General features: G+C 59.2%; 24 protein-coding genes and 2 tRNA genes. 15 read left to right on the top strand and 11 right to left on the bottom strand.

The window, feature by feature from the left end:
• The first annotated feature begins 19 nt into the window (after positions 1–19).
• The 3 genes from ACS4NR_RS00570 to ACS4NR_RS00560 all read left to right on the top strand — a co-directional run bounded on the left by ACS4NR_RS00570 (position 20) and on the right by ACS4NR_RS00560 (position 4,395).
• Complete coding sequence (locus tag ACS4NR_RS00570) at positions 20–1,579, top strand: AmpG family muropeptide MFS transporter (protein ID WP_456018851.1); 1,560 nt, start codon at positions 20–22, stop codon at positions 1,577–1,579.
• 129 nt (positions 1,580–1,708) lie between these two features.
• A complete protein-coding gene (locus ACS4NR_RS00565) occupies positions 1,709–3,424 on the top strand; it encodes a proline--tRNA ligase (RefSeq protein ID WP_095138425.1) in 1,716 nt (571 codons plus the stop codon).
• Between the two features lie 17 nt (positions 3,425–3,441).
• Positions 3,442–4,395 (top strand): hypothetical protein, encoded by a 954-nt coding sequence (locus ACS4NR_RS00560; protein WP_456018850.1) that lies wholly within the window; start codon positions 3,442–3,444, stop codon positions 4,393–4,395.
• A gap of 120 nt (positions 4,396–4,515) precedes the next feature.
• Here the strand turns inward: ACS4NR_RS00560 and dinB are convergent, their stop codons facing one another.
• Positions 4,516–5,577 (bottom strand): DNA polymerase IV, encoded by a 1,062-nt coding sequence (gene dinB / locus ACS4NR_RS00555; RefSeq protein WP_253149040.1) that lies wholly within the window; start codon positions 5,575–5,577, stop codon positions 4,516–4,518.
• A gap of 280 nt (positions 5,578–5,857) precedes the next feature.
• Between dinB and ACS4NR_RS00550 the strand changes: the two genes are divergently transcribed.
• The 4 genes from ACS4NR_RS00550 (at position 5,858) to ACS4NR_RS00535 (ending at position 10,445) form a co-directional block, all read left to right on the top strand.
• Positions 5,858–5,934: transfer RNA gene (locus tag ACS4NR_RS00550), tRNA-Met, on the top strand.
• A gap of 220 nt (positions 5,935–6,154) precedes the next feature.
• Positions 6,155–6,231: transfer RNA gene (locus tag ACS4NR_RS00545), tRNA-Met, on the top strand.
• A 279-nt stretch (positions 6,232–6,510) separates the two neighbouring features.
• Positions 6,511–9,150: a bifunctional lysylphosphatidylglycerol flippase/synthetase MprF gene (gene mprF / locus ACS4NR_RS00540; RefSeq protein ID WP_095138422.1), complete on the top strand. Its 2,640-nt coding sequence runs from the start codon at positions 6,511–6,513 to the stop codon at positions 9,148–9,150.
• The gene (locus ACS4NR_RS00535) at positions 9,150–10,445 is read left to right on the top strand and encodes a virulence factor family protein (RefSeq protein WP_456018849.1); all 1,296 of its coding nucleotides are present in this window, start codon (positions 9,150–9,152) and stop codon (positions 10,443–10,445) included. The genes mprF and ACS4NR_RS00535 overlap by 1 nt, the downstream gene beginning before the upstream one ends.
• Positions 10,446–10,571: 126 nt before the next feature.
• On the opposite strand, the gene ACS4NR_RS00530 is transcribed toward ACS4NR_RS00535, so the two are convergent.
• The 3 genes from ACS4NR_RS00530 to ACS4NR_RS00520 are packed head-to-tail and all read right to left on the bottom strand — an operon-like array spanning position 10,572 to position 12,734.
• Positions 10,572–11,243, bottom strand: a complete 672-nt coding sequence (locus ACS4NR_RS00530; protein WP_115986266.1) for a PP2C family serine/threonine-protein phosphatase — start codon at positions 11,241–11,243, stop codon at positions 10,572–10,574.
• A complete protein-coding gene (locus ACS4NR_RS00525) occupies positions 11,240–11,938 on the bottom strand; it encodes a hypothetical protein (RefSeq protein ID WP_456018848.1) in 699 nt (232 codons plus the stop codon). Before ACS4NR_RS00525 ends, ACS4NR_RS00530 begins: the two co-directional genes overlap by 4 nt.
• A gap of 1 nt (position 11,939) precedes the next feature.
• The gene (locus ACS4NR_RS00520; RefSeq protein ID WP_178083320.1) at positions 11,940–12,734 is read right to left on the bottom strand and encodes a MarR family transcriptional regulator; all 795 of its coding nucleotides are present in this window, start codon (positions 12,732–12,734) and stop codon (positions 11,940–11,942) included.
• Positions 12,735–13,203: 469 nt separating this feature from the next.
• Here ACS4NR_RS00520 and ACS4NR_RS00515 point away from each other — a divergent pair, with 469 nt between their 5' ends.
• Positions 13,204–13,488, top strand: a complete 285-nt coding sequence (locus tag ACS4NR_RS00515; RefSeq protein WP_456020418.1) for a DUF3077 domain-containing protein — start codon at positions 13,204–13,206, stop codon at positions 13,486–13,488.
• A 196-nt stretch (positions 13,489–13,684) separates the two neighbouring features.
• Here the strand turns inward: ACS4NR_RS00515 and ACS4NR_RS00510 are convergent, their stop codons facing one another.
• The gene (locus tag ACS4NR_RS00510; protein WP_456020417.1) at positions 13,685–15,526 is read right to left on the bottom strand and encodes a potassium transporter Kup; all 1,842 of its coding nucleotides are present in this window, start codon (positions 15,524–15,526) and stop codon (positions 13,685–13,687) included.
• 349 nt (positions 15,527–15,875) lie between these two features.
• Here ACS4NR_RS00510 and rimO point away from each other — a divergent pair, with 349 nt between their 5' ends.
• From rimO to tsaA, 5 genes are all read left to right on the top strand, one after another.
• Complete coding sequence (rimO, locus tag ACS4NR_RS00505; protein WP_024011887.1) at positions 15,876–17,213, top strand: 30S ribosomal protein S12 methylthiotransferase RimO; 1,338 nt, start codon at positions 15,876–15,878, stop codon at positions 17,211–17,213.
• Positions 17,214–17,435: 222 nt separating this feature from the next.
• On the top strand, positions 17,436–17,909 hold the full coding sequence (locus ACS4NR_RS00500; RefSeq protein ID WP_115986270.1) for a GNAT family N-acetyltransferase: 474 nt from the start codon (positions 17,436–17,438) through the stop codon (positions 17,907–17,909).
• A 188-nt stretch (positions 17,910–18,097) separates the two neighbouring features.
• Positions 18,098–18,808: an rRNA pseudouridine synthase gene (locus ACS4NR_RS00495; protein WP_123587001.1), complete on the top strand. Its 711-nt coding sequence runs from the start codon at positions 18,098–18,100 to the stop codon at positions 18,806–18,808.
• A gap of 73 nt (positions 18,809–18,881) precedes the next feature.
• Positions 18,882–19,349, top strand: coding sequence for a YehS family protein (locus tag ACS4NR_RS00490; protein ID WP_027611093.1), 468 nt, complete (start codon positions 18,882–18,884; stop codon positions 19,347–19,349).
• 202 nt (positions 19,350–19,551) lie between these two features.
• Positions 19,552–20,250: a tRNA (N6-threonylcarbamoyladenosine(37)-N6)-methyltransferase TrmO gene (tsaA, locus tag ACS4NR_RS00485; protein ID WP_456018847.1), complete on the top strand. Its 699-nt coding sequence runs from the start codon at positions 19,552–19,554 to the stop codon at positions 20,248–20,250.
• 106 nt (positions 20,251–20,356) lie between these two features.
• Here tsaA and ACS4NR_RS00480 read toward each other — a convergent pair whose 3' ends face one another.
• Positions 20,357–21,292, bottom strand: a complete 936-nt coding sequence (locus ACS4NR_RS00480) for an IS110 family transposase (protein ID WP_103369841.1) — start codon at positions 21,290–21,292, stop codon at positions 20,357–20,359.
• A 294-nt stretch (positions 21,293–21,586) separates the two neighbouring features.
• Complete coding sequence (gene fpr, locus ACS4NR_RS00475; RefSeq protein WP_003222277.1) at positions 21,587–22,366, bottom strand: ferredoxin-NADP reductase; 780 nt, start codon at positions 22,364–22,366, stop codon at positions 21,587–21,589.
• A gap of 133 nt (positions 22,367–22,499) precedes the next feature.
• Between fpr and ACS4NR_RS00470 the strand changes: the two genes are divergently transcribed.
• Entirely contained in the window at positions 22,500–23,426 is a 927-nt protein-coding gene (locus ACS4NR_RS00470; protein WP_007964377.1) for a LysR family transcriptional regulator, read from the top strand.
• On the opposite strand, the gene ACS4NR_RS00465 is transcribed toward ACS4NR_RS00470, so the two are convergent.
• From ACS4NR_RS00465 to ACS4NR_RS00455, 3 genes are all read right to left on the bottom strand, one after another.
• Positions 23,423–23,785, bottom strand: a complete 363-nt coding sequence (locus ACS4NR_RS00465; protein ID WP_003222276.1) for a diacylglycerol kinase — start codon at positions 23,783–23,785, stop codon at positions 23,423–23,425. The genes ACS4NR_RS00470 and ACS4NR_RS00465 overlap by 4 nt on opposite strands.
• A 74-nt stretch (positions 23,786–23,859) precedes the next feature.
• Entirely contained in the window at positions 23,860–24,510 is a 651-nt protein-coding gene (erdR, locus tag ACS4NR_RS00460) for a response regulator transcription factor ErdR (RefSeq protein ID WP_027611090.1), read from the bottom strand.
• A gap of 223 nt (positions 24,511–24,733) precedes the next feature.
• Complete coding sequence (locus tag ACS4NR_RS00455; protein ID WP_177440015.1) at positions 24,734–25,480, bottom strand: tRNA-uridine aminocarboxypropyltransferase; 747 nt, start codon at positions 25,478–25,480, stop codon at positions 24,734–24,736.
• A 189-nt stretch (positions 25,481–25,669) separates the two neighbouring features.
• Between ACS4NR_RS00455 and ACS4NR_RS00450 the strand changes: the two genes are divergently transcribed.
• Positions 25,670–26,095, top strand: coding sequence for a PA3611 family quorum-sensing-regulated virulence factor (locus tag ACS4NR_RS00450; protein WP_456018846.1), 426 nt, complete (start codon positions 25,670–25,672; stop codon positions 26,093–26,095).
• Here the strand turns inward: ACS4NR_RS00450 and ACS4NR_RS00445 are convergent, their stop codons facing one another.
• On the bottom strand, positions 26,096–26,290 hold the full coding sequence (locus ACS4NR_RS00445) for a hypothetical protein (RefSeq protein WP_095138412.1): 195 nt from the start codon (positions 26,288–26,290) through the stop codon (positions 26,096–26,098).
• Positions 26,291–26,576 lie beyond the last annotated feature (286 nt).

The raw sequence follows: 26,576 nt of genomic DNA, 5'->3' as shown, positions 1-26,576 counted from the left end.
TTGAGGCAGACTTCAGCCCATGCCCCGTAAAACCTGGCGCGCCGCGCTCGCCGCCTATGCCAGTCCTTCGACGCTCGTGCTGTTGTTGCTCGGTTTTGCTGCCGGCCTGCCGTACATGCTGGTGTTTTCGACGCTGTCCGTCTGGCTGCGGGAAGCCGGCGTTGCCCGTGAAACCATCGGCTACGCCAGCCTGATCGGCCTGGCCTACGCGTTCAAATGGGTCTGGTCACCGCTGCTCGACCAATGGCGCCTGCCTTTATTGGGCAAACTTGGCCGCCGCCGATCATGGCTGGTGCTCTCGCAAACCCTGGTGATTCTGGGCCTGATCGGCATGGGTTTCTGTGATCCGCAGAAACACCTGTCCTGGCTGATCGCCATTGCCGTCGTTGTCGCCTTCGCCTCCGCTACCCAGGACATCGCGGTCGACGCCTATCGCCTGGAGATCGCCGACGACAGCCGCCAAGCCGCGCTGGCCGCCAGTTACATGTCCGGCTATCGCGTTGCCGCCCTGTTGGCCACGGCCGGTGCACTGTTCTTCGCTGAAGGCTTCGGCTCCACCGGCTTCAACTACAAACATTCGGCCTGGACCGGCACCTACGCGCTGTTCGGCGTATTGATGGTCCCTGCCCTGCTGACGTCGCTGCTGATGCGCGAACCGCCAGTGCCCCTGCGCACGCAGCTGCAGGCTGGCCGTTACAGCTTCGTGCATCAACTGGCCTCGGTATTCGTGCTGATCGTGCTGCTGGTGTCGGTTCCGGCGATGTTTACCCAGCTCTACAACACTGATTTCGCCAGCGTGCTGTTCGGTGAGATGAGTCCGCTCGACCTGTTGCTCGAAGACCGCGCCTTCCTGCGCGCGATCCTCTATACCCTGCTCACCGGTCTGTGCCTGTCGACCATGGGCCGTCGCGGCCTGGCGCCGGTACTGACCCCGGTCAACGACTTCATCCTGCGCTACCGCTGGCAGGCATTGTTGTTACTCGGGCTGATCGCCACCTACCGCATGTCCGACACGGTGATGGGCGTGATGGCCAACGTGTTCTACATCGACCAGGGCTTCACCAAGGATCAGATCGCCAGCGTCAGCAAGATCTTTGGCCTGATCATGACCCTCGTCGGTGCCGGCATGGGCGGCCTGCTGATCGTGCGCTTCGGCATCCTGCCGATCCTGTTCATCGGCGGCGCGGCTTCGGCGGCGACCAACCTGCTGTTCGTGATGCTGGCGGACATGGGCCCGAACCTGCAGATGCTGGTGGTGACCATCTCCCTCGACAACTTCAGTTCCGGCCTCGCGACCTCGGCGTTCGTCGCCTACCTGTCGAGCCTGACCAACCTCAAGTTCTCGGCCACCCAGTACGCCCTGCTCAGTTCGATCATGCTGTTGCTGCCGCGCCTGATGGGCGGTTATTCCGGGGTAATGGTCGAGAAGTTCGGCTACCACAACTTCTTCTTGATAACCGCGCTGCTCGGCGTGCCGACGCTGCTGTTGATTGCCCTGCACTGGTTCCAGGAAAACCGCCGCGCGGGCCCGACGCCAACGCCCGAGCCTGCACCGACCTCCGTCGTCGAAGAGTCGTAGGACATTTCAGCGACGGCGGGAGGATTCCCGCCGTCGAGCCTCACCGCCGAGCGCAATCCTGTACGTCGGCAAATCTCGCCGGTACACTGCTCCGTCATTTCCAGTCATAGCAACCGACAACGGCCAACCATGCGCACCAGTCAATTTTTGCTCGCCACACAGAAAGAAACGCCTTCCGATGCGGTCGTCGTCAGCCACCAGCTGATGCTGCGCGCCGGCATGATCCGCAAACTCGCTTCGGGCCTGTACACCTGGCTGCCGATGGGCTTGCGGGTAATGCGCAAGGTTGAAGCCATCGTTCGCGAAGAAATGAACGCTGCCGGCTCTCTGGAAGTGTTGATGCCGAGCACCCAACCGGCCGAGCTGTGGCAGGAATCGGGGCGCTGGGAAGAATACGGCCCTGAGCTGCTGCGCATCAAAGACCGCCATGGTCGCGATTTCTGCGCGGGCCCGACCCACGAAGAAGTGATCACCGATCTGATGCGCAACGAGTTGAGCAGCTACAAGCAGCTGCCGATCAACCTGTACCAGATCCAGACCAAATTCCGTGACGAAATCCGCCCACGCTTCGGTTTGATGCGCGGCCGCGAATTCATCATGAAGGACGCCTACTCGTTCCACGCCGATCAGGCTTCGCTGCAGGTCACCTATGACCGCATGCACGAGGCGTACTGCAACGTGTTCACCCGTCTGGGCCTGAAGTTCCGCCCGGTTGAAGCCGACAACGGCTCGATCGGTGGCGCGGGCTCCCACGAGTTCCACGTACTGGCCGAGTCCGGCGAAGACGACATCGTCTTCAGCAACGGTTCCGACTACGCGGCGAACATCGAGAAAGCCGAAGCCGTGCCACGCGAAACCTCGCGTCCAGCGCCGGCCGAAGAGCTGCGTCTGGTCGATACCCCAGATACCAAGACCATTGCCGCGCTGGTGGAAAAATTCAATCTGCCGATTGAAAAGACCATCAAGACCCTGATCGTCCACGCCGAAGAAGAAGGCAAGCTGATTGCCCTGATCATCCGTGGCGATCACGAGCTCAACGAAATCAAGGCCGCCAACCAGCCAGGCGTTGCCAGCCCGCTGGTGATGGCTTCCGATGCCGAGCTGCGTGACGCCATTGGCGCCGGCGCCGGCTCGCTCGGCCCGCTGAATCTGCCACTGCCGATCATCATCGACCGCTCGGTCGAGCTGATGAGCGACTTCGGCATCGGTGCGAACATCGACGACAAGCACTACTTCGGCGTGAACTGGGAGCGTGACCTGCCGGTTCCGACCGTGGCTGACCTGCGTAACGTGGTCGCCGGTGACCCGAGCCCGGACGGCAAAGGCACCCTGGAAATCAAACGCGGCATCGAAGTCGGGCACATCTTCCAGCTGGGCAACAAGTACAGCAAGGCGATGAAGTGCGAAGTGCTGGGCGAGAACGGCAAGCCGGTCACCCTGGAAATGGGTTGCTACGGTATCGGCGTATCCCGCGTGGTCGCTGCCGCCATCGAGCAGAACAACGACGAGAAAGGCATCATCTGGAGCGACACCCTGGCGCCTTTCCAGATCGCCCTGGTGCCGCTGCGTTATGAAACCGAGCAGGTGCGCGAAGCCACCGACAAACTGTACGCAGAACTGACTGCGGCCGGTTTCGAAGTGCTGCTGGACGATCGCGACAAGAAAACCAGCCCGGGCATCAAGTTCGCGGACATGGAGCTGATCGGCATTCCTCACCGGATCGTGGTCAGCGACCGCGGCCTCGCCGAAGGCAACCTGGAATACAAGAGCCGCACCGAGGCCGAAGCGCAAGCGCTGCCGGTCGCCGACGTGGTGTCCTTCCTTCAGGCCCGTATCCGCCGCTGAATCCAGATAGAGACCTCATGTTCAAGCGAAACACCTTGGGCCTCGGTGGCGCCGCCTTGTGCGGCGCCCTGCTGGTCAGCGGCTGTGCCAATCAGATGTCACAGCGCAGCGAGCACGAAGAGCGGGTCGAGCGCAAACTGCTCGATCACAGCCTGCAGATCGATGTCGGTGAGCCTAAGGTGCTCGAACTGCCGCAACGACGCGTGAAGATCAACGAACAGAAGTCCTTCGAAGTCACCGAGTTCGAAGTCACTCGTCGCTACGATCGCTACACGCCATACCAGCCCTGGCGCGAAATCTACGAGATTCCGCTGGGCGCGGTGGCTGTGGTCGCCGGTATCGGCGCCAATGTGGTCAACGTGTTCGCTTTGGGCAATCTGCCGGACAGCGTGACCAAGGACTGGTTGAACTACGGCATTGCCGGGGTCAACCCGTTCATGAACGTGCAGTCTCACGGTCGTGCGCAACAGAACCTGGCCGGTATCGATGAAGTCCAGCGCGATAAGCGCACGGAGTATTCCAGCCTGCCATGGAGCGAGCGCCCGGTGCAGGTCAAGGCCGGCAAGCAGACCTTCGACATGACCACCGACCGCAACGGTGTACTGCGCCTGAACCTGCTGGACAGTCCGTTTGCCGAAAATGACCTCAACCATATCGGCAAACTGCAGATCAGCGTCGAAGACGGCAAGGATGACGTGCACAACGATTCATCCCTGGCGATCAGCAGCCATTTGCGCAGCAAGTTGCTGGAAGCGCACGGGTTGATTTACGACGATCTGGAAGACGACGAAGTGAGCCAGTGGGTCCACCGGGTCAAGCGTCTGTCGGAGCTGGGTCTGGAGGAAGAAGCCAGCGAGCTGGAGCAAAGCCTGATCGAACTGACACGTAATGATCCGGAGTTGCAGGCTGAGTTTCTCAAGTCGCTGACCAAGGATGCCGGGCGTCTGGTCGCTGATCCTGGACCGAATTGAGCCTGAAAAGCTTCGCGAGCAAGCCCGCTCCCACATTTTGATCGAGTTCCTTCAGAGGGAATGCAGTCAAATGTGGGAGCGGGCTTGCTCGCGAAGGTGCCCTTAAAATCACTGATAAGTTCAGCGCTCGAACAACTCCATCTGCTCAAACCCGCCACGCAAATCCTCCAGCCTCACCCCTACCCCCAACAACCGCACCGGTTTCCCGCCGCGGTTGAACGCCTGTGTCAGCATCAACTGATAACTGCCCAGATCACGCCCTGCCCCGGCCTGTTCCAGTGTGGTCTGGGTAAAGTCATGAAACTTCACTTTGACGAACGGCTTGCCCGGTCGATAACTGCTGTCGATCCTCGCCATGCGTGTTTTCAGGGTTTCCAGCAGCTCCGGCAGTTTGTCGAGGCAACTGCGCAGATCCGGCAGATCGACGTCGTAGGTATTTTCCACACTGATTGACTGACGGCGACTGTCGTTGTGCACCAGCCGGTCATCAATCCCACGGGCCAGACTCCACAGTCGCTCACCGAAACTGCCGAATTCACGCACCAGCGCCAACTTGTCCCACTCGCGCAGTTGCAGGCAATCGACGATGCCGAACTTGCCCAGTTTGTCGGCAGTGACTTTGCCGACGCCGTGCAACTTGCTCACCGGCAAGCCACTGACAAAATCCTCGACCTGATCCGGGGTAATGACGAACAGCCCGTTGGGTTTCTTCCAGTCACTGGCGATCTTGGCCAGAAACTTGTTCGGGGCTACGCCGGCAGACACAGTAATGTGCAACTGATTGGAGACCCGCCGCCGGATATCCTGCGCGATGCGCGTGGCGCTGCCGCCAAAATGCGCGCTGTCGGAAACATCGAGATAGGCCTCGTCCAGCGACAGTGGCTCGATCAGGTCGGTGTAATCGCGAAAAATCGTATGGATTTCCTTCGAGGCTTCGCGATAGGCATCCATGCGCGGCTTGACGATGGTCAGGTCGGGGCACAGCTTCAAGGCATGCCCGGATGACATCGCCGAACGCACGCCGTACGCCCGCGCTTCATAGTTGCAGGTGGCAATCACCCCACGCCGATCCGCCGACCCACCCACCGCCAGTGGCTTGCCGGCCAGGTTCGGGTCGTCGCGCATCTCGATGGCGGCGTAGAAACAGTCACAGTCGACGTGGATGATTTTTCGCTGGGTCATGACGGAAAAGGAAACATGGCGAGCCGGATCCGCAGTATCTCACTGACACCTGTATATAGCACCAGTGGTACGAAGGTTCTTTTCAGACTGTAGGAAAACAACCATAAATTTATTTTCTCAATCGAAAATCACCGCTCGATAGAGCTGAAAGCCTTGCCCTATCTGCCCTGCACTCCATTCGTCCACACCGCAAAAAGCGCTAACCGATTGAACAGGAACAGATTTATCCAGATTCAAGGTTGACAGCCCGGCGATCCTCTGTAGAATGCCGACACACAGACGCGGGATGGAGCAGTCTGGTAGCTCGTCGGGCTCATAACCCGAAGGTCGTCGGTTCAAATCCGGCTCCCGCAACCAAACATCAAAAAAGGCTACTCGAAAGAGTGGCCTTTTTTGTGCGCGCCTGTTTTACCAATGAGTCACTGTGCCAAGCGCACCTGAGCGAACAGGAAGTCTTTGCATTTCCGAAACTTACCGCCCCGCTGCGACCGTTTGACGCAAATTCACACTTATTTGACCCTTTACGGGATTAGCGGTTGACACCTCGCCGTTCGCCTGTAGAATGCCGCCACACAGACGCGGGATGGAGCAGTCTGGTAGCTCGTCGGGCTCATAACCCGAAGGTCGTCGGTTCAAATCCGGCTCCCGCAACCAAACATCAAAAAAGGCTACTCGAAAGAGTGGCCTTTTTTGTATCTGTGGAAAAAGTCCTTTCGCAACAATGATCTGTCACGCTGCAGTGAAACGCTCAGGATCATCAGACCGACCGAGTTGCGACTATGCTTGAGTCGCAGGCAAGACGTCTGCAATCCATGACCCGCCCTCGCCGATCCCGGATGAGAGGCGTAGTATTTTGTGATTATTTTTTTCTACAGGGATTGGTAACTTGGCTGGATACCTCCATCCTGTCGCGCACAATCCAAGAGGTGATTGATGCGCGCCAACTCGTCTGATCCACAAGACACCGTCACAGCAGAACATCCGATCAAACCCGAGCGCCTGCGCTTGCTGGATCGGTTAAGCAAGTACCGTCAGCCGATCGGTCTGGCAGTCACGTTGCTGCTGTTTGCCATTGCGCTGATTGCCTGCCGCCATCTGCTGAGCGAACTCGATCTGTATGCCCTGCATGACTCGATCCTGGCGGTGCCGAAACCGGCCCTGCTCGGCGCAGTGGCTGCAACGGTGGTCGGCTTCATCATATTGCTCGGCTATGAATGGTCGGCCAGCCGCTATGCTGGCGTGACACTGCCGCCGCGTACTCTGGCGTTGGGCGGCTTCACCGCGTTTGCGATTGGCAACGCCATCGGCCTGTCGCTGCTGTCTGGCGGCTCGGTGCGCTACCGCTTATATGCACGCCATGGGCTGGGCGCCTCCGAAGTCGCGCACATGACGCTGTTCGCCAGCCTGTCGCTGGGTTGCGCCCTGCCACCGCTGGCGGCTCTCGCGACCCTGAGCGACCTGCCCGCCGCCTCCGCCGCACTGGGCCTGTCAGAAGGCTTGCTCGGCACGATTGCCATGGTGGTGCTGGGTCTGGGCGCGATTCTGGCGATCGGCATCTATCGCCGCCGCCTGCCGGAGCAACCCTACCGCGACAACCTGCTGGTCAGGGCCGGTCGCCGGACATTGCGCCTGCCGGGCCGACGCCTGACCTTCCTGCAATTGATCATCACCGCCCTTGACGTTGCCGCAGCGGCCACCGTGCTTTATCTGCTGCTGCCGGAAGCCCCGCCGTTCGGCGCGTTCCTGCTGGTGTACCTGCTGGCCCTGGCCGCCGGCGTCCTCAGCCATGTGCCGGGGGGTGTCGGGGTCTTCGAAGCGATCCTGCTCGCCGCGTTTGCCGACACCCTCGGTGCCGCGCCGCTGGCCGCCGCCCTGCTGCTCTATCGCCTGATCTATGTGGTGCTGCCGCTGCTGGTGGCCTGCCTGTTTTTGCTGATCAACGAAGGCCAGCGCCTGTTCCAGACCCAGACCATGCGCGCCGCATCCGGTCTGGCAGCGCCGATTCTGGCGGTGCTGGTGTTCCTGTCCGGCGTGGTGCTGCTGTTTTCCGGTGCCACCCCGGAGATCGACACGCGTCTTGAACACATCGGTTTCCTGATCCCGCATCGACTGGTCGACGCCTCGCACTTCGGCGCCAGCCTGATCGGCGTGTTGTGTCTGCTGCTCGCACAGGGCCTGCGCCGTCGCCTGTCAGCGGCGTGGATGCTCACCACCATTCTGTTGCTGGTCGGCGCGCTGCTCTCGCTGCTCAAAGGCTTCGACTGGGAAGAAGCCACGCTGATGACGCTCACCGCCGCGCTGCTCGGGGTGTTCCGCCGTTCGTTCTATCGCCCGAGTCGCCTGACCGAACTGCCGTTCTCGCCGCTGTATCTGGTGGCCAGCCTCTGCGTTCTGGGCGCTTCGACCTGGTTGCTGCTGTTCGCCTACCAGGACGTGCCGTACAGCCATCAACTTTGGTGGCAGTTCACCCTCGACGCTGACGCCCCGCGCGGCCTGCGTTCGTTGCTCGGCGCCGCCGTGCTGTTGCTGGTGATCGCCCTGACCTGGCTGCTGCGTACCGCGCGCCCGGTCATCCATCTGCCGACCCCGGACGAACTGGATCGCGCCGCGAAAATCCTGATGGCTTCGTCGCAACCCGATGGTGGCCTCGCGCTGACCGGCGACAAGGCGTTGCTGTTTCACCAGAACGACGAAGCATTCCTGATGTACGCCCGCCGTGGCCGCAGCCTGGTGGCACTGTACGACCCGATCGGCCCAAGCCAGCAACGCGCCGAGATGATCTGGCAGTTCCGCGACCTTTGCGACATCCATCACGCCCGTCCGGTGTTCTATCAGGTACGTGCGGAAAACCTGCCGTACTACATGGACATCGGCCTGACCGCGATCAAGCTCGGCGAAGAAGCCCGGGTCGATCTGCAGCGCTTTGACCTGGAAGCCAAGGGCAAAGAGATGAAGGACCTGCGCTACACCTGGAACCGTGGCACCCGCGACGGTCTGTCGCTGGAGATCCATGAGCCAGGCCAGGCGCCGATGGACGAGCTGAAAGTGATTTCCGATGCGTGGCTGACCGGCAAGAACGTGCGCGAGAAAGGCTTCTCCCTCGGTCGATTCAGCGACGATTACCTGAAGCATTTCCGCATTGCGGTGATTCGCTTCGAAGGCCGCCCGGTGGCGTTCGCCAACCTGCTCGAGACTTACAGCCATGACCTGGCCAGTCTCGATCTGATGCGCTCGCACCCGGACGCCCCCAAGCTGACCATGGAGTTCCTGATGGTCGGCCTGATTCAACACTATAAGAGTCACGGATACGCGCGCTTCAGCCTGGGCATGGTGCCGTTGTCGGGGTTGCAACCCCGGCGTGGTGCACCGCTGACCCAGCGTCTGGGCTCGATGGTCTTCCGCCGTGGTGAGCAGCTGTACAACTTCCAAGGCTTGCGCCGCTTCAAAGACAAGTTCCAGCCTGACTGGGAACCCCGTTATATGGCAGTGCCCGCCGGACTCGATCCGCTGGTGGCGCTGGCCGATACTGCTGCCCTGATCGCGGGCGGCTTGACTGGATTGGTGAAACGCTGATGATTCAACGCTCCCTGAAGTACATCCTGGCCGCACTGATCGTGCTGGCCGTGATTGCCGGCGGCGGTTACTGGTACCTCAAACGCCCGGCACCGCAACCGACTCTGCAACCACTGACGGCCGCCGACGGCACGGTCATGACCCGTGTCATTCCCGGCACCCAGCCCAAGGCGCAGGTGCTGGTCGCGGTCAATGACGACCAGAAGCTGACCGACAACCAACTGAGCACCCTGAGCCGCAGCGCCTCGGCGCAGATCGTTCAGGTGATTCTGCCCAAGGACTGCCTGCAACAGAGCCGCGCCCTGCAAACCGGCCTGCGCGAACTGAATGGCCCGACCACACTGGTCAGCGGCATCGGCCCTGGCGCCGTGCTGGCCTGGCGCTGGTTGTCCGAGCAGAAGGACGACAAGGCCCAGGCGATCTCGGTTGACTTGGCGCTGGAAAAACCTGGCTGCACCCACCTGCTGCCGAAATCCGCGGCTCATGGCCACTGGCTGGTGGCATGGAACGACAACCCGGACGACACCAGCGCCGGTTTCGTGCGCGATCAACCGAACGCCGAAACCAGCATCAGCGACTACGACATCAACCTGCCGCAAGTGCTGAACAACGAGCTGCGCAAGATCCTCGTCGGCGGCGACAAGGCCAACGGCGGTCTGGCAATCCCGGTGGTGGAAGTGCCGGCCGGTCAGGCCAAAGACACCGTGACCCTGTTCCTCTCCGGTGACGGCGGCTGGCGCGACCTCGACCGCGACGTGGCAGGCGAGATGGCCAAGATCGGCTATCCAGTGGTCGGCATCGACACCCTGCGCTACTACTGGCAGCACAAGAGCCCTGAGCAAAGCGCGCTGGACCTGACCGAACTGATGCAGCACTACCGGCAGAAATGGGGCACCAAGCGCTTCATCCTGACCGGTTACTCGTTCGGTGCCGACGTCCTGCCGGCGATCTACAACCGCCTGCCGGACACCGAGCAGCAACGCGTCGACGCCATCATCCTGCTGGCCTTCGCGCGCACCGGCAGCTTCGAAATCGAAGTCGAAGGCTGGCTCGGCAACGCCGGCAAAGAAGCCGCCACCGGCCCGGAAATGGCCAAGCTGCCAGCGGCCAAAGTCGTTTGCATCTACGGCGCGGAAGAAACCGATGAAAGCGGCTGCACCGACAAAACGGCAGTGGGTGAAGCGGTGAAACTGCCCGGCGGCCACCACTTCGACGAGAACTACCCGGCGCTGGCGAAGCGATTGGTGGATCTGATCGAGAAGCGTCAGGCGGCGAGTCAGGTGGCTGAAGAGTGATCTGAAGCGCACCCACAAAAAGCCCCCGCAGCCGCAAGGCTCCGGGGGCCTCTTACATTCCGGCAGCCGCCAAAATCCAACATGGGAGCCAGTCAAATTTTACTTCGATGCTCACTGACTCCAACACTAAAGCTGAACAACTATCCATGTGACGTCATCCTCAACAGCGTTAAAGTCGCTATCCGCCGTCGTCAGCAAGCTACTTTGCTGCGCTTCCGTTAATTCAGCCCAAAAGCCATCTGTTGCGAAAACGAGTCGCCCTCCGATGGCCAGTTGGTGAGAAACGAACTCAGGATTCGGAGCACGATTAATCTTCAAACAACGGGTAATCGAGTTTCGAGCCAGATCTTGCGCGAGCTCACGATGCGAACGATTTCGTCTCCAATTAGCCATGCAGTGAGGCGGCGTAATCCACTCGATTGTTTGCGCTGGCGTCACTACACCGCACGAACAGTCCCCCTCATACGCTAGCGTGAGCTTTCCATGGGCAACTAAACAAACCAGATAACAAATGGTCCCCACCTGATCCGCAAACAGAAGGGTATGAAACTCGGCCAGCATTGAACCAAGTAACTGCTCAACTGCTTCGCTCTCAGTAATATCGCGCCCCTGATCCAAGCGTTTGGAGTAGGCCGTTAAAATGCCTTTTACAAAGCATTCTGCCAGTTGGCCACTGCCGGGCTTCGATGTACCGTCCGTAATGACGAACAACCCACTACCGTCGTCGCAGATCGCTCCGGCATAGTCGTGATTAGCTTTCCTGGTTCGTCCTTTTACTGATCGGATGTTGTATCTCATGCGTTAGCCAATTCCTTCATACGCCTATGAATGATTCGCCCTCTACCCGGATTGGCCTGAACCGAGCCTGAGCTTTCAATCACGTATTCGATGCCACCAAGATCTATGAGTTGTCGAACTCCGGTAGTGATGAATTGCCTGAGTTCAGAATCTGCCTGACTAACCTCCTCCAGAAGCTCTGGACGCCCATCGATCAGAATGATCATGTCTTCAACATCTTTGTGATACGGATCGCCCTCACCGCGACCGCTAAAAGCTTCCAGTTTCGTCGCAAGGAAGTAGGTCGGCTTGAATATCTGGATTACGGTCCCGCTCGGCAACGTGAACTTATCAGCTCTTGCCAGTCCCTCCACGAACCAGCGATTGGCATATCCGAGAACTTCGGGTTCGGAAGGCATTACGTCAACGACGACGTCGTTGAAGCGGAAACGACAATTGACTTCGTCCTCCCCAGTGATCTTGAAGTTCTTGGCTGCCAGCCGCTCTGTGAGGTGATGCCAGGCGCTGATACCCGCCAATTCGATCACCAGATCAACATCGTCAGTGAAACGAATGTCGTCCAGCACAGCAGCATCCGTAACCAGCATGGCTGTGGTGCAACCGCCGACAAAAGCCACTTCCGAGAGAAACTCCTCCCCCAAGCCGTCGGCAACAAATTCTATGAGTTCATAGTTGTGATCAGCGTTTGAAGACATGTTATTTCAGCCCCATCCCTGCTTTTAGAATGCTGATTGCCACACCGCATTCTCTTGGGCCACCAAGACGGATCGCATCAGCAAGCGCCAGATAGTGATAAAGGATTCTGTCCCTTTTCACCGCTTCCGGCACCGTCTTGTAGAGCGGTTCTATTGCCTGACCGCGCTCAGTTCCAAAAGCATCCGGCCAAACCGGAACCAACCCACCTGCGCTCTTGATGCTTTTAGAGAGCGCTGGCGCTGCAAAGCCAGTTGGAATACCGCGAACCATCGCCCCCGGCCTAACGGGAAAAAAGTATTTCAGAGCGTGCTCGGTGATTTTCAGCAGCTCCCGCCGATTAACCTTCGCGAGCCCGGTGTCGTAGTCATTGGTGAGCAATCCAGCGCCACGGCACCTGGCGATAGAGTTTGAAACTTCGCTTTTGCTCAGCCCAAGAGACGCAGACAGCGCACGCAGCGAATAACCTTCACTCCAACTCGCCAGCGACGGAACAGCTACCGGCTCAGACCACCCTTCCCATCCGGCCTCTTCAGCCGAGGGCGAATCGAAGTCCTGACGACGGAATACGGTATCTTCACCATCAGTCGAATAGGTGACCAGAGGCTGCCCTACCGGCCCACCCGCGGTCATTTGATTGGTCACATAGGGCTTCAGCAACTCCTCGACCTTGTTCGAATTTGACTCGGACTCCATCCTCCCTAGGAGGTTTTCTTCCTGGGCATGAAGGCTGGCGAGTTTGAACAGGAGCAAAATGTCTTGACTCTTCACGAAGCTAAAAACTCCAAGTGTCCACATTCCATAAAACGTGGACACTTGTCTCATTGGATATATTCAGGAGTCAAGCCCTTTTATAACTGAGCAATTTGCCCCCCAACGTTTAGTCTCGTTTACTTCTCGTCTCGCAATATCAGATGACGCCGACAGACCTTGTAGGCAAACTCCGAATCGCGTGTTGCGGCGCCTTGCCGCCCTGTTGCGCTATTTATTGACGGGATACTCTCCGGACGTCGCTGACCCATTCAGCGATCGGGCTTGGTAACCCGGTGGAATAAGGCGCAACAGCGCACCCGACACGACTCAGGCGTATCTCGTCCGAGCACCTGTGTTATGGCTGCTGTGCGTGGGACGCTTTCGGGCGTGCCGGTTTCCTTGATTCCCCGGTTTACCAACCTGCGCACAGCTGCCACCCATTCGCTTGGTATCGGATGCGGCAGCTCTCGAAATCAAGGGAATTGAACATGAGCAATCAATCTGATCTGAAACCATCGGCTTCACCCCCTTCCTCTACAACGCGAATGAAGCGTTTTTCAACGTTCGTTCCGGCATCCCGATCATCGATGCTTTATCCCAATCCTCCGACCTGCTGTACCTCGCCAAATCCTTCGCAGAAGACGCTGCCTACGCCAATGACACCGACCGTCACGCTTGGGCGGCGTACTATCTGACGGTGATGGGCAAGGCCTTGATCGACGATGTGATACAAGCGCTGCTGCCACGACCTGCGCGCACGAAGACCGAGTCCGAAGCAGAGATGCCTGAAAGCCACTAGCACCACAGACCCCTTGTGGGAGCGGGCTTGCTCGCGAAGGCGGTGGATCAGCCGCTGGAGATGTCGACTGACACGACGCGTTCGCGAGCAAGCCCGCTCCCACAGGGGATTGCTACAGGATTCAAGCAATGTGTTCAGGCACAAAAAAGCCCCCGCCAGCCGCAAGGCTGACAGGGGCTTTTCAGTTGAGGCAGGGTTACATCTCCACCTGTGTCCCCAACTCAATCACCCGGTTCAGCGGCAGATTGAAGAACCTCAAATTGCCATTGGCATTCTTCAACATGAATGCGAACAGCGCTTCGCGCCAGCGGGCCATGCCTTCGAGTTTCGAGGCGATCACCGTTTCGCGGCTGAGGAAGTAGGTGGTGCGCATCGGACTGAAGTCCAGTTCATCCAGGTGGCACAGTTTCAGCGCCTGCGGCACGTCCGGCTCGTCGGTGAAGCCGAAGTGCAGGATCACCCGGAAGAACCCCTCCCCGTGCGCCTCCACTTCGAAACGTCGCGATGGCGATACGCGCGGAATGTCTTCGTAGACCACGGTCAGCAACACCACTTGCTCGTGCAGCACCTGGTTGTGCAGCAAGTTGTGCAACAGCGCGTGGGGCACGGCGTCGGAGCGCGCGGTGAGGAACACGGCGGTGCCCTGCACGCGGTGCGGTGGTTGCACGCGGATGCTGCTGATAAAGATCGGCAACGGTAGCGCACCTTCGTCGAGACGATCGACCAGCAGCTCCTTGCCGCGCTTCCAGGTGGTCATCAGGACAAACAGCACAATACCCGCCAACACCGGGAAGGCACCGCCCTGGATGATCTTCGGTACGTTGGCAGCAAAGAACAAACCATCGACCAACAGGAACCCGAGCAGAATCGGCACCGCCAACAGCGGTGGCCATTTCCACAGCAGCAGGATCACCGCCGACACCAGGATGCTGGTGATCAGCATCGTGCCAGTCACGGCCACACCGTAAGCAGACGCCAGCGCGCCGGAGGATTCGAAGCCGATGACCAACAAGATCACGCCGACCATCAGCGCCCAGTTCACCGCACCGATGTAAATCTGGCCCTGTTCGGCACTGGACGTGTGCTGAATGTGCATGCGCGGAATGTAGCCGAGCTGAATGGCCTGACGAGTCAACGAGAACGCGCCGGAAATCACCGCCTGCGAAGCAATGACCGTGGCCAGGGTCGCCAGCACGACCAGCGGCACCAGTGCCCAGTTCGGCGCCAACAGGTAGAACGGGTTACGTGCCGCTTCCGGGTTTTCCAGCAGCAATGCGCCCTGACCGAAGTAGTTCAGCACCAGCGCCGGCAGCACCAGAACCAACCATGCGCGGGCAATCGGATTGCGCCCGAAGTGGCCCATGTCGGCGTAAAGCGCTTCGGCGCCGGTCAATGCCAGCACCACCGCGCCGAGAATCGCCACGCCCATGCCCGGGTGCACGATGAAGAAGCGCACGCCCCAGATCGGGTTCAGTGCATTCAACACTTCAGGATGCCTGACGATCCCGCTGATACCCAGGCCGCCCAGCACCAGGAACCACGCCACCATCACCGGGCCAAACAGCTTGCCGATGCGATCGGTGCCGTGTTTCTGGATCAGGAACAGTGCGACAAGCACCACCAGCGCCATCGGCACCACCCAGCGCTCCAGGCCGTCGAATGCCAGCTCCAGACCTTCAACCGCCGACAACACGGAAATCGCCGGGGTAATCATGCTGTCGCCATAAAACAGCGCTGCTCCGATCAGCCCCAGAATCACCAGTACCGCCTGCAACTTCGGGTAGCGACTCGATGCACGTCGCGCCAGGGCAGTCAGCGCCATGATCCCGCCTTCCCCCTGGTTGTCGGCGCGCAGTACGAACAACACGTACTTGATCGTGACCACCCAGATCAACGACCAGAAAATCAACGCCAGAATCCCGAAGACCCCGTCGTGGTTGACTGGCACCCCGTAGTGACCAGCGAAAACTTCTTTGAGGGTGTACAACGGGCTCGTGCCGATGTCGCCGTAAACCACCCCGACTGCCGCGACCAGCATGCTCAGCGGTTTTGCAGCCGAATGCTCGGCGCCCGCCGCCTGACTACTTGCCTGACCCATCCAACACTCCTGATTCTCGAACCGGCTTCTTTGAATGAAGCACTATGCTTTGTGGTGCAGCATGCGCTGTTTTACCTATTGTTACAGACGTTTTGTTGACTGTAAAAAATCGGTAAAGCTCAACGGCGCGAAGCATAGCGCAGCACTCGTCGTATTTCCCTGCATAAAGCTGGTCAAGTGCGTTACTCATCGCTAGAATTGCGCACTTTTTGATCAGAGGCGTGCCCTAAGCGCCCATCCGTCGGTTTTCCCACACGGCAAGCGACGTCACAAAATACCGAGGTTAGACATGTCCACCACTCCTGCGCCGGCCAATCCAAAGGTTGGCTTCGTATCTCTGGGTTGCCCGAAAGCACTGGTCGACTCCGAGCGCATCCTGACCCAGCTGCGCATGGAAGGCTATGACGTGGTGTCCACCTACCAGGACGCCGACGTGGTGGTGGTCAACACCTGCGGTTTCATCGATTCGGCCAAGGCTGAGTCGCTGGAAGTGATTGGTGAAGCGATCAAGGAAAACGGCAAGGTGATCGTCACCGGTTGCATGGGCGTGGAAGAAGGCAACATCCGCGACGTACACCCGAGCGTGCTGGCCGTGACCGGTCCGCAGCAGTACGAGCAAGTAGTCAACGCGGTGCACGAAGTGGTGCCGCCGCGTCAGGATCACAACCCGCTGATCGACCTGGTACCGCCGCAAGGCATCAAGCTGACCCCGCGTCACTACGCGTACCTGAAGATTTCCGAAGGCTGCAACCACAGCTGCAGCTTCTGCATCATCCCGTCGATGCGCGGCAAACTGGTCAGCCGTCCGGTTGGCGATGTGCTCGACGAGGCTCAGCGCCTGGTCAAGTCCGGTGTCAAAGAGCTGTTGGTGATTTCGCAGGACACCAGCGCCTATGGCGTCGACGTGAAGTACCGCACCGGTTTCTGGAACGGCGCGCCGGTGAAAACCCGCATGACCGAACTCTGCGAAGCGCTGAGCACCTTGGGGGTCTGGGTCCGTCTGCACTACGTTTACCCGTACCCGCACGTTGACGAGCTGATCCCGCTGATGGCCGCCGGCAAGATCCTGCCGTACCTGGACATCCCGTTCCAGCATGCCAGCCCGAAAGTGCTGAAGTCGATGAAACGCCCGGCGTTCGAAGACAAGACCCTGGCGCGGATCAAGAACTGGCGCGAGATCTGCCCGGATCTGATCATCCGTTCGACCTTCATCGTCGGCTTCCCGGGCGAAACCGAAGAAGACTTCCAGTACCTGCTGAACTGGCTGACCGAAGCCCAGCTCGACCGCGTCGGCTGCTTCCAGTATTCGCCGGTAGATGGCGCCCCGGCCAATGATCTGGACCTGGAAGTGGTGCCGGACGACGTCAAGCAGGACCGTTGGGAGCGTTTCATGGCGCACCAGCAGGCGATCAGCTCGGCCCGTTTGCAAATGCGCATCGGCCGCGAGATCGAAGTGCTGGTGGACGAAGTCGACGAGCAAGGCGCCGTCGGCCGCTGCTTCTTCGATGCCCCGGAAATCGACGGCAACGTGTTCATCGACAACGGCAGCAACCTCAAGCCGGGCGACAAGGTCTGGTGCAAGGTGACTGACGCTGACGAATACGACCTCTGGGCTGAGCAGATCTAAGCACCACGCAGTACCTGTGGGAGCGGGCTTGCTCGCGAAGGCGGTGTATCAGTCACTGGATATGTCGACGGATACACTGCTTTCGCGAGCAAGCCCGCTCCCACAGGGGATAGTCGTGTCATCAAAAGCCCCGCTCTTTTTACGAGATGCGGGGCTTTTTTACGGCTATCGTTTGCAGTGGGAAGGAATCCCGCTCATCCATTTGAAAAGAGGCAGACGGGCATGCGTCAGCATTCGGTCATCCACACGCCGAAACTCAGCGATTATCAGGAACTGACCCGGGTCTGGGAGGCCTCGGTTCGCGCGACCCATGATTTCCTGCCGGACAGCTACATCGAGTTGCTGCGCAATCTGGTGCTCACCCGCTATCTGGACGCGGTGATGCTGATTTGCACCAGGGATCATCAGCAGCGCATTACCGGATTCGCCGGAGTGGCAGCGGGCAAGATCGAAATGCTGTTTATCGATCCCGCCCACCGTGGCCAGGGTTTGGGCAAGAAACTGCTCAACTACGCCATGCAGCATCTGAATGCCGATGAACTCGACGTCAACGAACAGAACCCGCAGGCACTGGGTTTTTATTTCAAGCAGGGTTTTGAAGTGATCGGCCGCTCGGAAGTGGATGGCATGGGCCAGCCGTATCCGTTGCTGCATATGCGCTTGCGGCAGAACCAGCAGCGCTCAAGCCACGCCTGACACACCAAAGAACCCTTGTAGGAGTGAGCCTGCTCGCGATAGCGCCGGACCAGCCGACATCAATGCTGAATGTTAGACGGCAATCGCGAGCAGGCTCACTCCTACAAAAAACACCTACCGAAATGGAACCGGGCTTAACCGGCGCCAGGCAGGTACAATGCCCACCCCTTTTTTGTTACGGCCCTGTCATGACTGACCCGATTCGCCTCTCCAAACGCCTCATCGAACTGGTCGGTTGCTCCCGCCGGGAGGCCGAGCTGTTCATCGAGGGCGGCTGGGTCACCGTGGACGGCGAAGTGATCGACGAACCGCAATTCAAGGTCGGCGACCAGAAGGTCGAGCTCGACAAGGACGCTCAGGCCACCGCGCCGGAGCCGGTCACGATTCTGCTCAACGTGCCAGCGGGCATGGATGTCGACACCGCCATGCAATCGCTCAGCGCCGACACCCTCAGCGACGAGCACCGCTACGGCAAACGTCCGTTGCGCGGGCACTTTCTGCGTCTGACCGCCAGCGCCGACCTGCAACCCAAGGCCAGCGGCCTGCTGGTGTTTACGCAGGACTGGAAGGTGCTGCGCAAACTGACTGCCGATGCCGCCAAGATCGAGCAGGAATACGTGGTCGAAGTCGAAGGCGACATGGTTGCCCACGGCCTCAATCGCCTGCAGCACGGCCTGACTCACAAGGGCAAGGAGCTGCCGCCGGTCAAGGCCAGCTGGCAGAACGAAAACCGCCTGCGCTTCGCCATGAAAAACCCGCAGCCGGGGATCATCGCGCAGTTCTGCGAAGCGGTTGGCCTGAAGGTCGTCGGCATCCGCCGCATCCGTATCGGCGGTGTGTCGATCGGCAAGGTTCCGGTCGGCCAATGGCGCTATCTGTCCGGCAAAGAGAAGTTCTGACGCCTCTGTTGCCGCCACACACTCCGGCAACGCGCCTGCGCGTTGCCCACAACGAAATATCAGGATTACCCACATGATTCATAACGACGTATTGCGTAGCGTGCGCTACATGCTCGACATCAGCGACAAGAAAGTCATCGAGATCATCAAGCTCGGCGGCCTGGACGTGGAGCTGAAAGACGTCGTCGCATACCTCGACAAGAAAGAAGAAGACGAAGAAGGCTTCGTGCGCTGCCCGGACGAAGTCATGGCGCACTTCCTCGACGGTCTGGTGGTGTTCAAGCGCGGCAAGGACGAAAGCCGTCCGCCGCAGCCGATCGAAGTGCCAGTGACCAACAACATCATCCTGAAAAAGCTGCGCGTGGCTTTCGAACTCAAGGAAGACGACATGCACGCGATACTCAAGGCAGCCGAGTTCCCGGTGTCCAAGCCTGAGCTGAGTGCACTGTTCCGCAAGGTCGGCCACACCAACTATCGCGCGTGCGGCGACCAGTTGCTGCGCAACTTCCTCAAGGGCCTGACCCTGCGTGTTCGTGGCTGATCTGCGCCACAAGCTCTGAATCGGTGGCGCGGCCTTCGCGAGCAAGCCCGCTCCCACAGGTTTTGTGGCTGACACAAAACCGGACTCCACTCGAGATCCCTGTGGGAGCGGGCTTGCTCGCGAAGGCGTCGGCCCCGTCATCACCTGCCTTGAAGCCCTGCGGGTTATCATGCCCGCCCCGCTCCCGCCTTGATTACCGAACATGACTTACAGCGTCTCCCCCATCGGCTTCGTGCGCTCCTGTTTCAAGGAGAAGTTCGCCATCCCGCGCCAGCCGCAACTGGCCCCCGCCGCCCGTGGCGTGCTGGAGCTGGTGGCGCCGTTCGATCAGGGAGACGCCGTGCAAGGGCTGGAGCAGGTCAGCCATGTCTGGCTGCTGTTTCTGTTTCATCAGGCGCTAGAAGAAAAGCCGCGTCTGAAGGTGCGCCCGCCACGGCTGGGCGGTAACAAATCCATGGGCGTGTTCGCCACCCGTGCGACTCACCGCCCCAATGGCATCGGGCAGTCAGTGGTGAAGCTGGACAAGGTCGATACCAATCGGCTGTTCATTTCGGGCATCGATTTGCTCGACGGCACGCCGATCCTCGATATCAAACCCTATGTGCCTTACGCCGATATCATCCCCGAAGCCTCCAACAGCATCGCCAGCGCCGCGCCACAGTTGATTGACGTGCGGTGGACGGACGCCGCGCTGCAACAGGCGCATGGCCATGCCCAGCGCCTTGGCGAGCCGCTGGTCGAGTTGATCGAGCAGTGTCTGGCGCAGGATCCGCGCCCGGCGTATCAGACGCCGGCACCGGAGCGCGAGTACGGTGCGCAGTTCTGGGATCTGGACGTGCGCTGGCATTACCCGACGCCGGAGCAGATTTGCGTGCTGGAAGTGATCCCGGCCTCGGCGTAAACCCCGGAAACGAAAAAGCCCGCGCTGCCTTCTCAGGCAACGCGGGCTTTTTCATTCAATAAAAATCATTGTGGGAGATTCTATGTTGCTCAGCAACCCTAGAATCTCAAACTGATCGGTATTCGCCCTGATTCTTCATCAGGGTGAATGCCACTCGGCAGAGCTTGCGAGCAAGAGCTACCAATGCCTGTGTTTTCGAGAAGCCTCTGGCCAGGTAAGACTCGTAAAAAGGCTTCCACTTGGTTGAGCGACACGCCGCCATTGCGGCGTTGTAGGCTAATCGACGGATCTCCGGATCTCCTTTTTTGCTCAGGAACCTCGGGCCGTTCTTTTTCCCCGAATCGTCCACCGTCAGATCCATACCCAAAAACGCGATGAACGCGTCGCTGTTGGCAAAGTCACCGCGCATATAGGTCGTTGCCAACCCAGTCGCAGTCAGCTCTCCCACGCCCTCGATTGCTTTGCAGCGGTCAATATTGTCATCAATACCGGCCTCTTTGCTGACTTTGCGCAGCAGTTTTTGAATGACCTTGTCGGATCGCTCGAATGCCTTTTGCTGAGCCGTACGTTCTTTTTTCAGCAAGGGTTCATCGGCCCAGCTCAACATCAGACCCGTATGGTTCTGAATCAGCGTCGCGCGTCTGTGCAGCAAGCTTTTCAGTACGGTGTAGGCTTTAGGAGGCGGATTCCAAAGCCGCAGTTTGCTTTGTTCATTCGTCAGATAGCGTGCGAGCACACGTGCATCGCAGGGATCATTTTTGGCTCGCTGACCGACACCGCGACGATAGTGGCTGACTCGATAAGCATCCACCACATAGACCTGATGTCCCATCGCATGAGCCAGATCAACAGTCTCCAAATGGTAGATATTGGTGGCTTCGACAGCGATAGCGCTTTGCGCGGGCAGAGTTTTGAGCCAACGTTTGAGGGCGGCACGATCATTCTTGACCGCTTCAATAGTTTCCAAGTCGGCGCGATAGACAACGATTTCGGCCTTGGCGATATCGATACCAACAACCGTCTGCGAAGTAAGGATTGTCATGACGAATCCTCGGAGCTAGGGTTTAAGAGCTTGTTGGGGTCTACCGTTGCGCTGGCTTGTCTCTGTCGTCGGTTTACCGATGAATTCCTTATTGGCGCTTTGGGTAGAAGGGGCGGGACGAGAAGTCTCCCACGGTCTGTACTGGTCAGAGTCAGAATCGAGTCTGTAGTCCCGCCCACCCCTTCAAGTCTAAACATACAAGCGAGCTTGCTCGCGAAAGCGGTCTGTCATTAACAGGTGTGTTGGCTGACACGACGCCTTCGCGAGCAAGCCCGCTCCCACAGGTATTGCGTGTTACTTCTCGACGAACGCACGCTCGATCAAGTAATCACCCGGCTCGCGCATCCGCGCCGAGATCTTCAGGCCGAAGCTGTCGAGCACTTCGCTGGTCTCGTCGAGCATGCTCGGGCTGCCGCAGATCATCGCGCGGTCGTCCTGCGGGTTGATCGGTGGCAGACCGATGTCGCTGAACAGCTTGCCGCTACGCATCAGGTCGGTCAGACGACCCTGGTTCTCGAACGGCTCGCGAGTCACGGTCGGGTAGTAGATCAGCTTGTCACGCAGCGCTTCACCGAAGAACTCGTTCTGCGGCAGGTGCTCGGTGATGAATTCGCGGTAGGCGACTTCGTTGACGTAACGCACGCCGTGCACCAGGATCACTTTTTCAAAGCGCTCGTAGGTTTCCGGGTCTTGAATGACGCTCATGAACGGCGCCAGACCGGTGCCAGTGCTCAGCAGATACAGATGCTTGCCCGGGTTCAGGTCGTCGAGCACCAGGGTGCCGGTAGGCTTCTTCGAGATGATGATCTCGTCGCCTTCCTTCAGGTGCTGCAACTGCGAAGTCAGCGGACCATCAGGCACCTTGATGCTGAAGAACTCGAGATGCTCTTCCCAGTTCGGGCTGGCAATCGAGTAAGCGCGCATAAGCGGGCGGCCGTTGGGCTGTTGCAGGCCGATCATCACGAACTGACCGTTCTCGAAGCGCAGGCCCGGATCGCGGGTGCACTTGAAGCTGAACAGAGTGTCGTTCCAGTGATGAACACTGAGGACACGCTCGTGGTTCATGTTGCTCATGTACGTGGGACTCCTGGATATTGGGTCTGCGCTCGCCTTTGCGGCCAACAGTGCGCAATTGCATCGCATTCTAATAGCGACGACAATATCTGTTAACTGGATTATTAAGATAAGGGTTATCGGTTATATCGATATGCGATTTACTCTTCGTCAACTGCAAGTCTTCGTCGCCGTCGCCCAGCAGGAGAGCGTATCCCGTGCTGCGGGTCTGCTCAACCTCTCGCAATCGGCGGCAAGCACCTCGATCACCGAACTGGAGCGCCAGTCCAGCTGCCAGCTGTTCGATCGCGCCGGCAAACGGCTGAGCCTCAACGCCCTCGGCAAACAGCTGCTGCCGCAAGCGGTGGCCCTGCTTGATCAATCCAAGGAAATCGAAGACCTGCTCAACGGCAAATCCGGTTTCGGCTCACTGTCGGTGGGCGCCACCCTGACCATCGGCAATTACCTGGCGACCCTGTTGATCGGCGGTTTCATGCAACGCCATCCGGAGAGCCAGGTGAAGCTGCATGTACAGAACACTGCCAATATCGTGCATCAAGTCGCTCATTACGAAATTGATCTGGGTCTAATCGAAGGCGACTGCAGCCACCCGGACATCGAAGTGCAGAGCTGGGTGGAAGATGAACTGGTGGTGTTTTGCGCACCGCAGCACCCACTGGCCAAACGTGGCAGCGCGACCATGGAAGAGTTGACGCACGAGGCGTGGATCCTGCGTGAACAGGGTTCCGGCACGCGCCTGACCTTTGATCAGGCTATGCGTCACCATCGCAGTGCGCTGAATATCCGCCTGGAGCTGGAGCACACCGAAGCGATCAAACGCGCGGTGGAATCAGGGTTGGGGATTGGCTGTATTTCGCGGCTGGCGCTGCGTGATGCGTTTCGACGCGGCAGCCTGGTGGCTGTGGAAACCCCGGATCTGGATCTGGCCCGGCAGTTCTACTTCATCTGGCACAAGCAGAAATACCAGACGTCGGCCATGCGCGAGTTTCTCGATCTGTGCCGCGCCTTCACCGCCGGGGTGCAGCGCAGCGACGAGATCGTCTTGCCGAGTATCGCTTAAAGCAGAATCACCGCCCACACCAGGGCAATCATGCTCAGGGCCACGAATTGCGCGGCGCTGCCCATGTCCTTGGCGTTCTTCGACAGCGGGTGCAGTTCCAGGGAAATGCGGTCAATCGCCGCTTCCACCGCCGAATTCAGCAACTCGACGATCAGCGCCAGCAGGCACACAGCGATCAGCAGTGCCTGTTCGACGCGACTGACATTCAGGAAGAACGTCAGCGGAATCAGCACCACATTGAGCAGCACCAGTTGGCGAAATGCGGCTTCGCCGGTGAAGGCTGCGCGCAGCCCGTCCAGCGAGTAACCGGAAGCGTTGAGGATGCGTTTCAGGCCGGTCTGGCCCTTGAAAGGTGACATAACGTAAAAACCAACCAGAAAGGAGTGGGAAAGCTAGAGCAACAAAAGTCAAAAAAGCGTGAAGGCGCCAGCTTTTACTGGCTCGGAATTGACTCAAGTTGTTGCAGAAGTAATGCCGCCTGCGTCCGGGTGCGCACATTCAACTTGCGAAAGATCGCCGTGACGTGGGCCTTGATGGTCGCTTCGGACACGCTCAACTCGTAGGCAATCTGCTTGTTCAGCAGGCCTTCACAGACCATGGTCAGTACGCGGAACTGCTGCGGGGTGAGACTGGCCAGGCCATCGCTGGCGGCTTTGGCTTCATCAGAGACACTGACGGCTTCGAACGCCTGCGGGGGCCAGAACACATCGCCATCGAGCACCTTGCGCACGGCTTGCTGAATCACGTTCAGGTCGCTGGACTTGGGAATGAAGCCGCTGGCGCCAAACTCGCGGGACTTGACCATGACCGAAGCTTCTTCCTGCGCCGAAACCATGACCACCGGAATCTGCGGGTACTGCCCGCGCAGCATGACCAGACCGGAAAAACCGAAAGCGCCGGGCATGTTCAGGTCCAGCAGGACCAGATCCCAGTCGGATTTTTCGGTCAGGCGCGCTTCCAGCTCGGCGATGCTCGCCACCTCCACCAGTCGTACATCCGGGCCCAGGCCCAGGGTCACCGCTTGATGCAGTGCGCTACGAAACAGAGGGTGATCATCGGCAATCAGGATGTCGTATGTGGCCATTGTTCAAATGATCCTGTTTTTGATGGCAGACCCGACGCATTCGGGCCTCGCCAAAACAACTCGAGATACCGCCGCACAGCGCTATCCACAGGGGCACGTTCAACACCAATCACGAGCAAACACGGCGTTTCAAACCTTGGCCGCACCCCAATCGGCGCCAAGCATGCCCAGCGTAGCCGGGGTGGTCAAGCAGCACGGCCGCCGCTGGGTGAAGTATGGGCCACTATCGGGCCAACACGGCTTGCGGCTTTCGTATATAAGGCAACAGCTCGGCGTGGGCCGGGGTCGACTCGTTGAGCGGCAACTGTTGTTTGGCGCCCAGATAATGCTGGCTGAACACATCGAAGTAAGCGTCCAGTGCCGACGCTGCGTCGCTGTCCCCGGCCAGTTCCAGACACAACGCCGCGACTTCGGCGGTGCACAGGTGCTCGCTGCGGGTGGAACGGCGCAAGCGATAGCGCGAGAGTCTGTCGGGCAGCAGGCTGAGAATCGGCAAGCGGTCAAAATACGGACTCTTGCGGAAGATCTTGCGCGCTTCGGTCCAGGTCGCATCCAGCAGAATGAACAGCGGACGTTTGCTGCTATCGAGAGCGACAGTGTTGGTCACGCGTGCCGGTTCGACGTATTCGCCGGGAAATACCAGGTACGGCTGCCATTGCGGATCATTGAGCAACGCCAGCATCTGCGGGTCGGGTTCGGTGCGCGACCAAATGAAGGCATGGTTGTCACGCACCACATCGGCAATCAGCCAGCCGGTGTTGCTGGGTTTGAAGACTTCCTTGCCGGTCATGATCAGGCACACGCCGGAGCGGGTTTCGACCGTCGGTCGCCAAGCGCACAGGCAATGGCTGATGATCACCCGGCAATCGCGGCAACGCTCGGAGCGAAAACCTCGGGCCTGAATCGGCTTGATACCTTCGTCCTCGCGCTGGTCACGCAAGCGGGCTACGGCGTTGGGGGCATGATGGATCACGGGCAACGCCTTATGGCAGGAAAACTCGACACGCACAGCACTCGGCAAGGCAATAAAGGCCGGCAGTTTACCAGAGCGGCGAGCGCAAACCTGTACCGTCCCGACCGGCTCCCCTATAATCCGGCGCCACTGAACGCACAGCCACAGGGCTGGTCGAACCACCAGTCACTGAATCAGGAGAGTTTCATGCTGCGCCTTATCGTTCCTACCGCGGCCATCGCACTGGCGTTGTCCTTCAGCGCACAAGCGGCGTCCCTGAAAGAGCAGAATCTGAACAAAGAACTGCGCAACATCGCCGCACAAAGCAGCGTCGGCACGCCACGGGCGATCAACGAAGACATTCTCGATCAGGGCTACACCGTTGAAGGCGTTACCCTGATCAACCACCTGAGCGTGCAGGCCAGCCACGCCGAAAAGATGCGCGCCGATCCAAAAGCCGTGTATTTCCAGTTGGGTGCTTCGGTGTGCAACAACCCGTCGTACCGCAAGCTGATGGCCAAGGGCGCGGTCATGCGCTACGACTTCAGTGAATATAAAACCAACAAGGCCATCGGTTCGGCCAGCTATCAGGACTCCGATTGCCCGAAAGCCGCCCCGGTGAAAAAGAAGTAATCATCGAGTATTGGCGCGCCGCTGTTCATCTTCGGCGCGCAATTCGGCCACCAGGGCCTGCAAGTAGCGAGACCGTCGTTCTCCGCCTGCCAACCGACGGCAGCACTCCTCTTCGAGACTCACTTGATTGGTCTCGGCTGCCGCTTTCAGCATCCGATACAGCTGCGTATCGATCTCCAGAACCACTCTGGCCATCTCTTCCGCCTCCTTGCCTGCTACCCGCGAATCCTTGAAAAGCGCGCACCCTGCGTACGATTGCTGACTCAAAGCTGTCGTACAGTGCCTGTAGGTTAGTAAATCAGAGTGATTGCTCTACGGCGTACCTTCGGACGAGTGGTGAACACTCATTTCCAATAAACCCGCAACGGTTGCCAGGAAAGCCTGCGCGGCGTAAAGATCAATTCAGCGCAATGGCTCGCGAGGGTCTAGATTCAAAGTATTCCCGATCACCTGTTCACGGCAGAAAAAGGAGCTGCCGAGT

This window comes from Pseudomonas sp. JQ36 (assembly GCF_053851495.1).
This window is presented reverse-complemented; position numbering and strand designations above follow the sequence as displayed.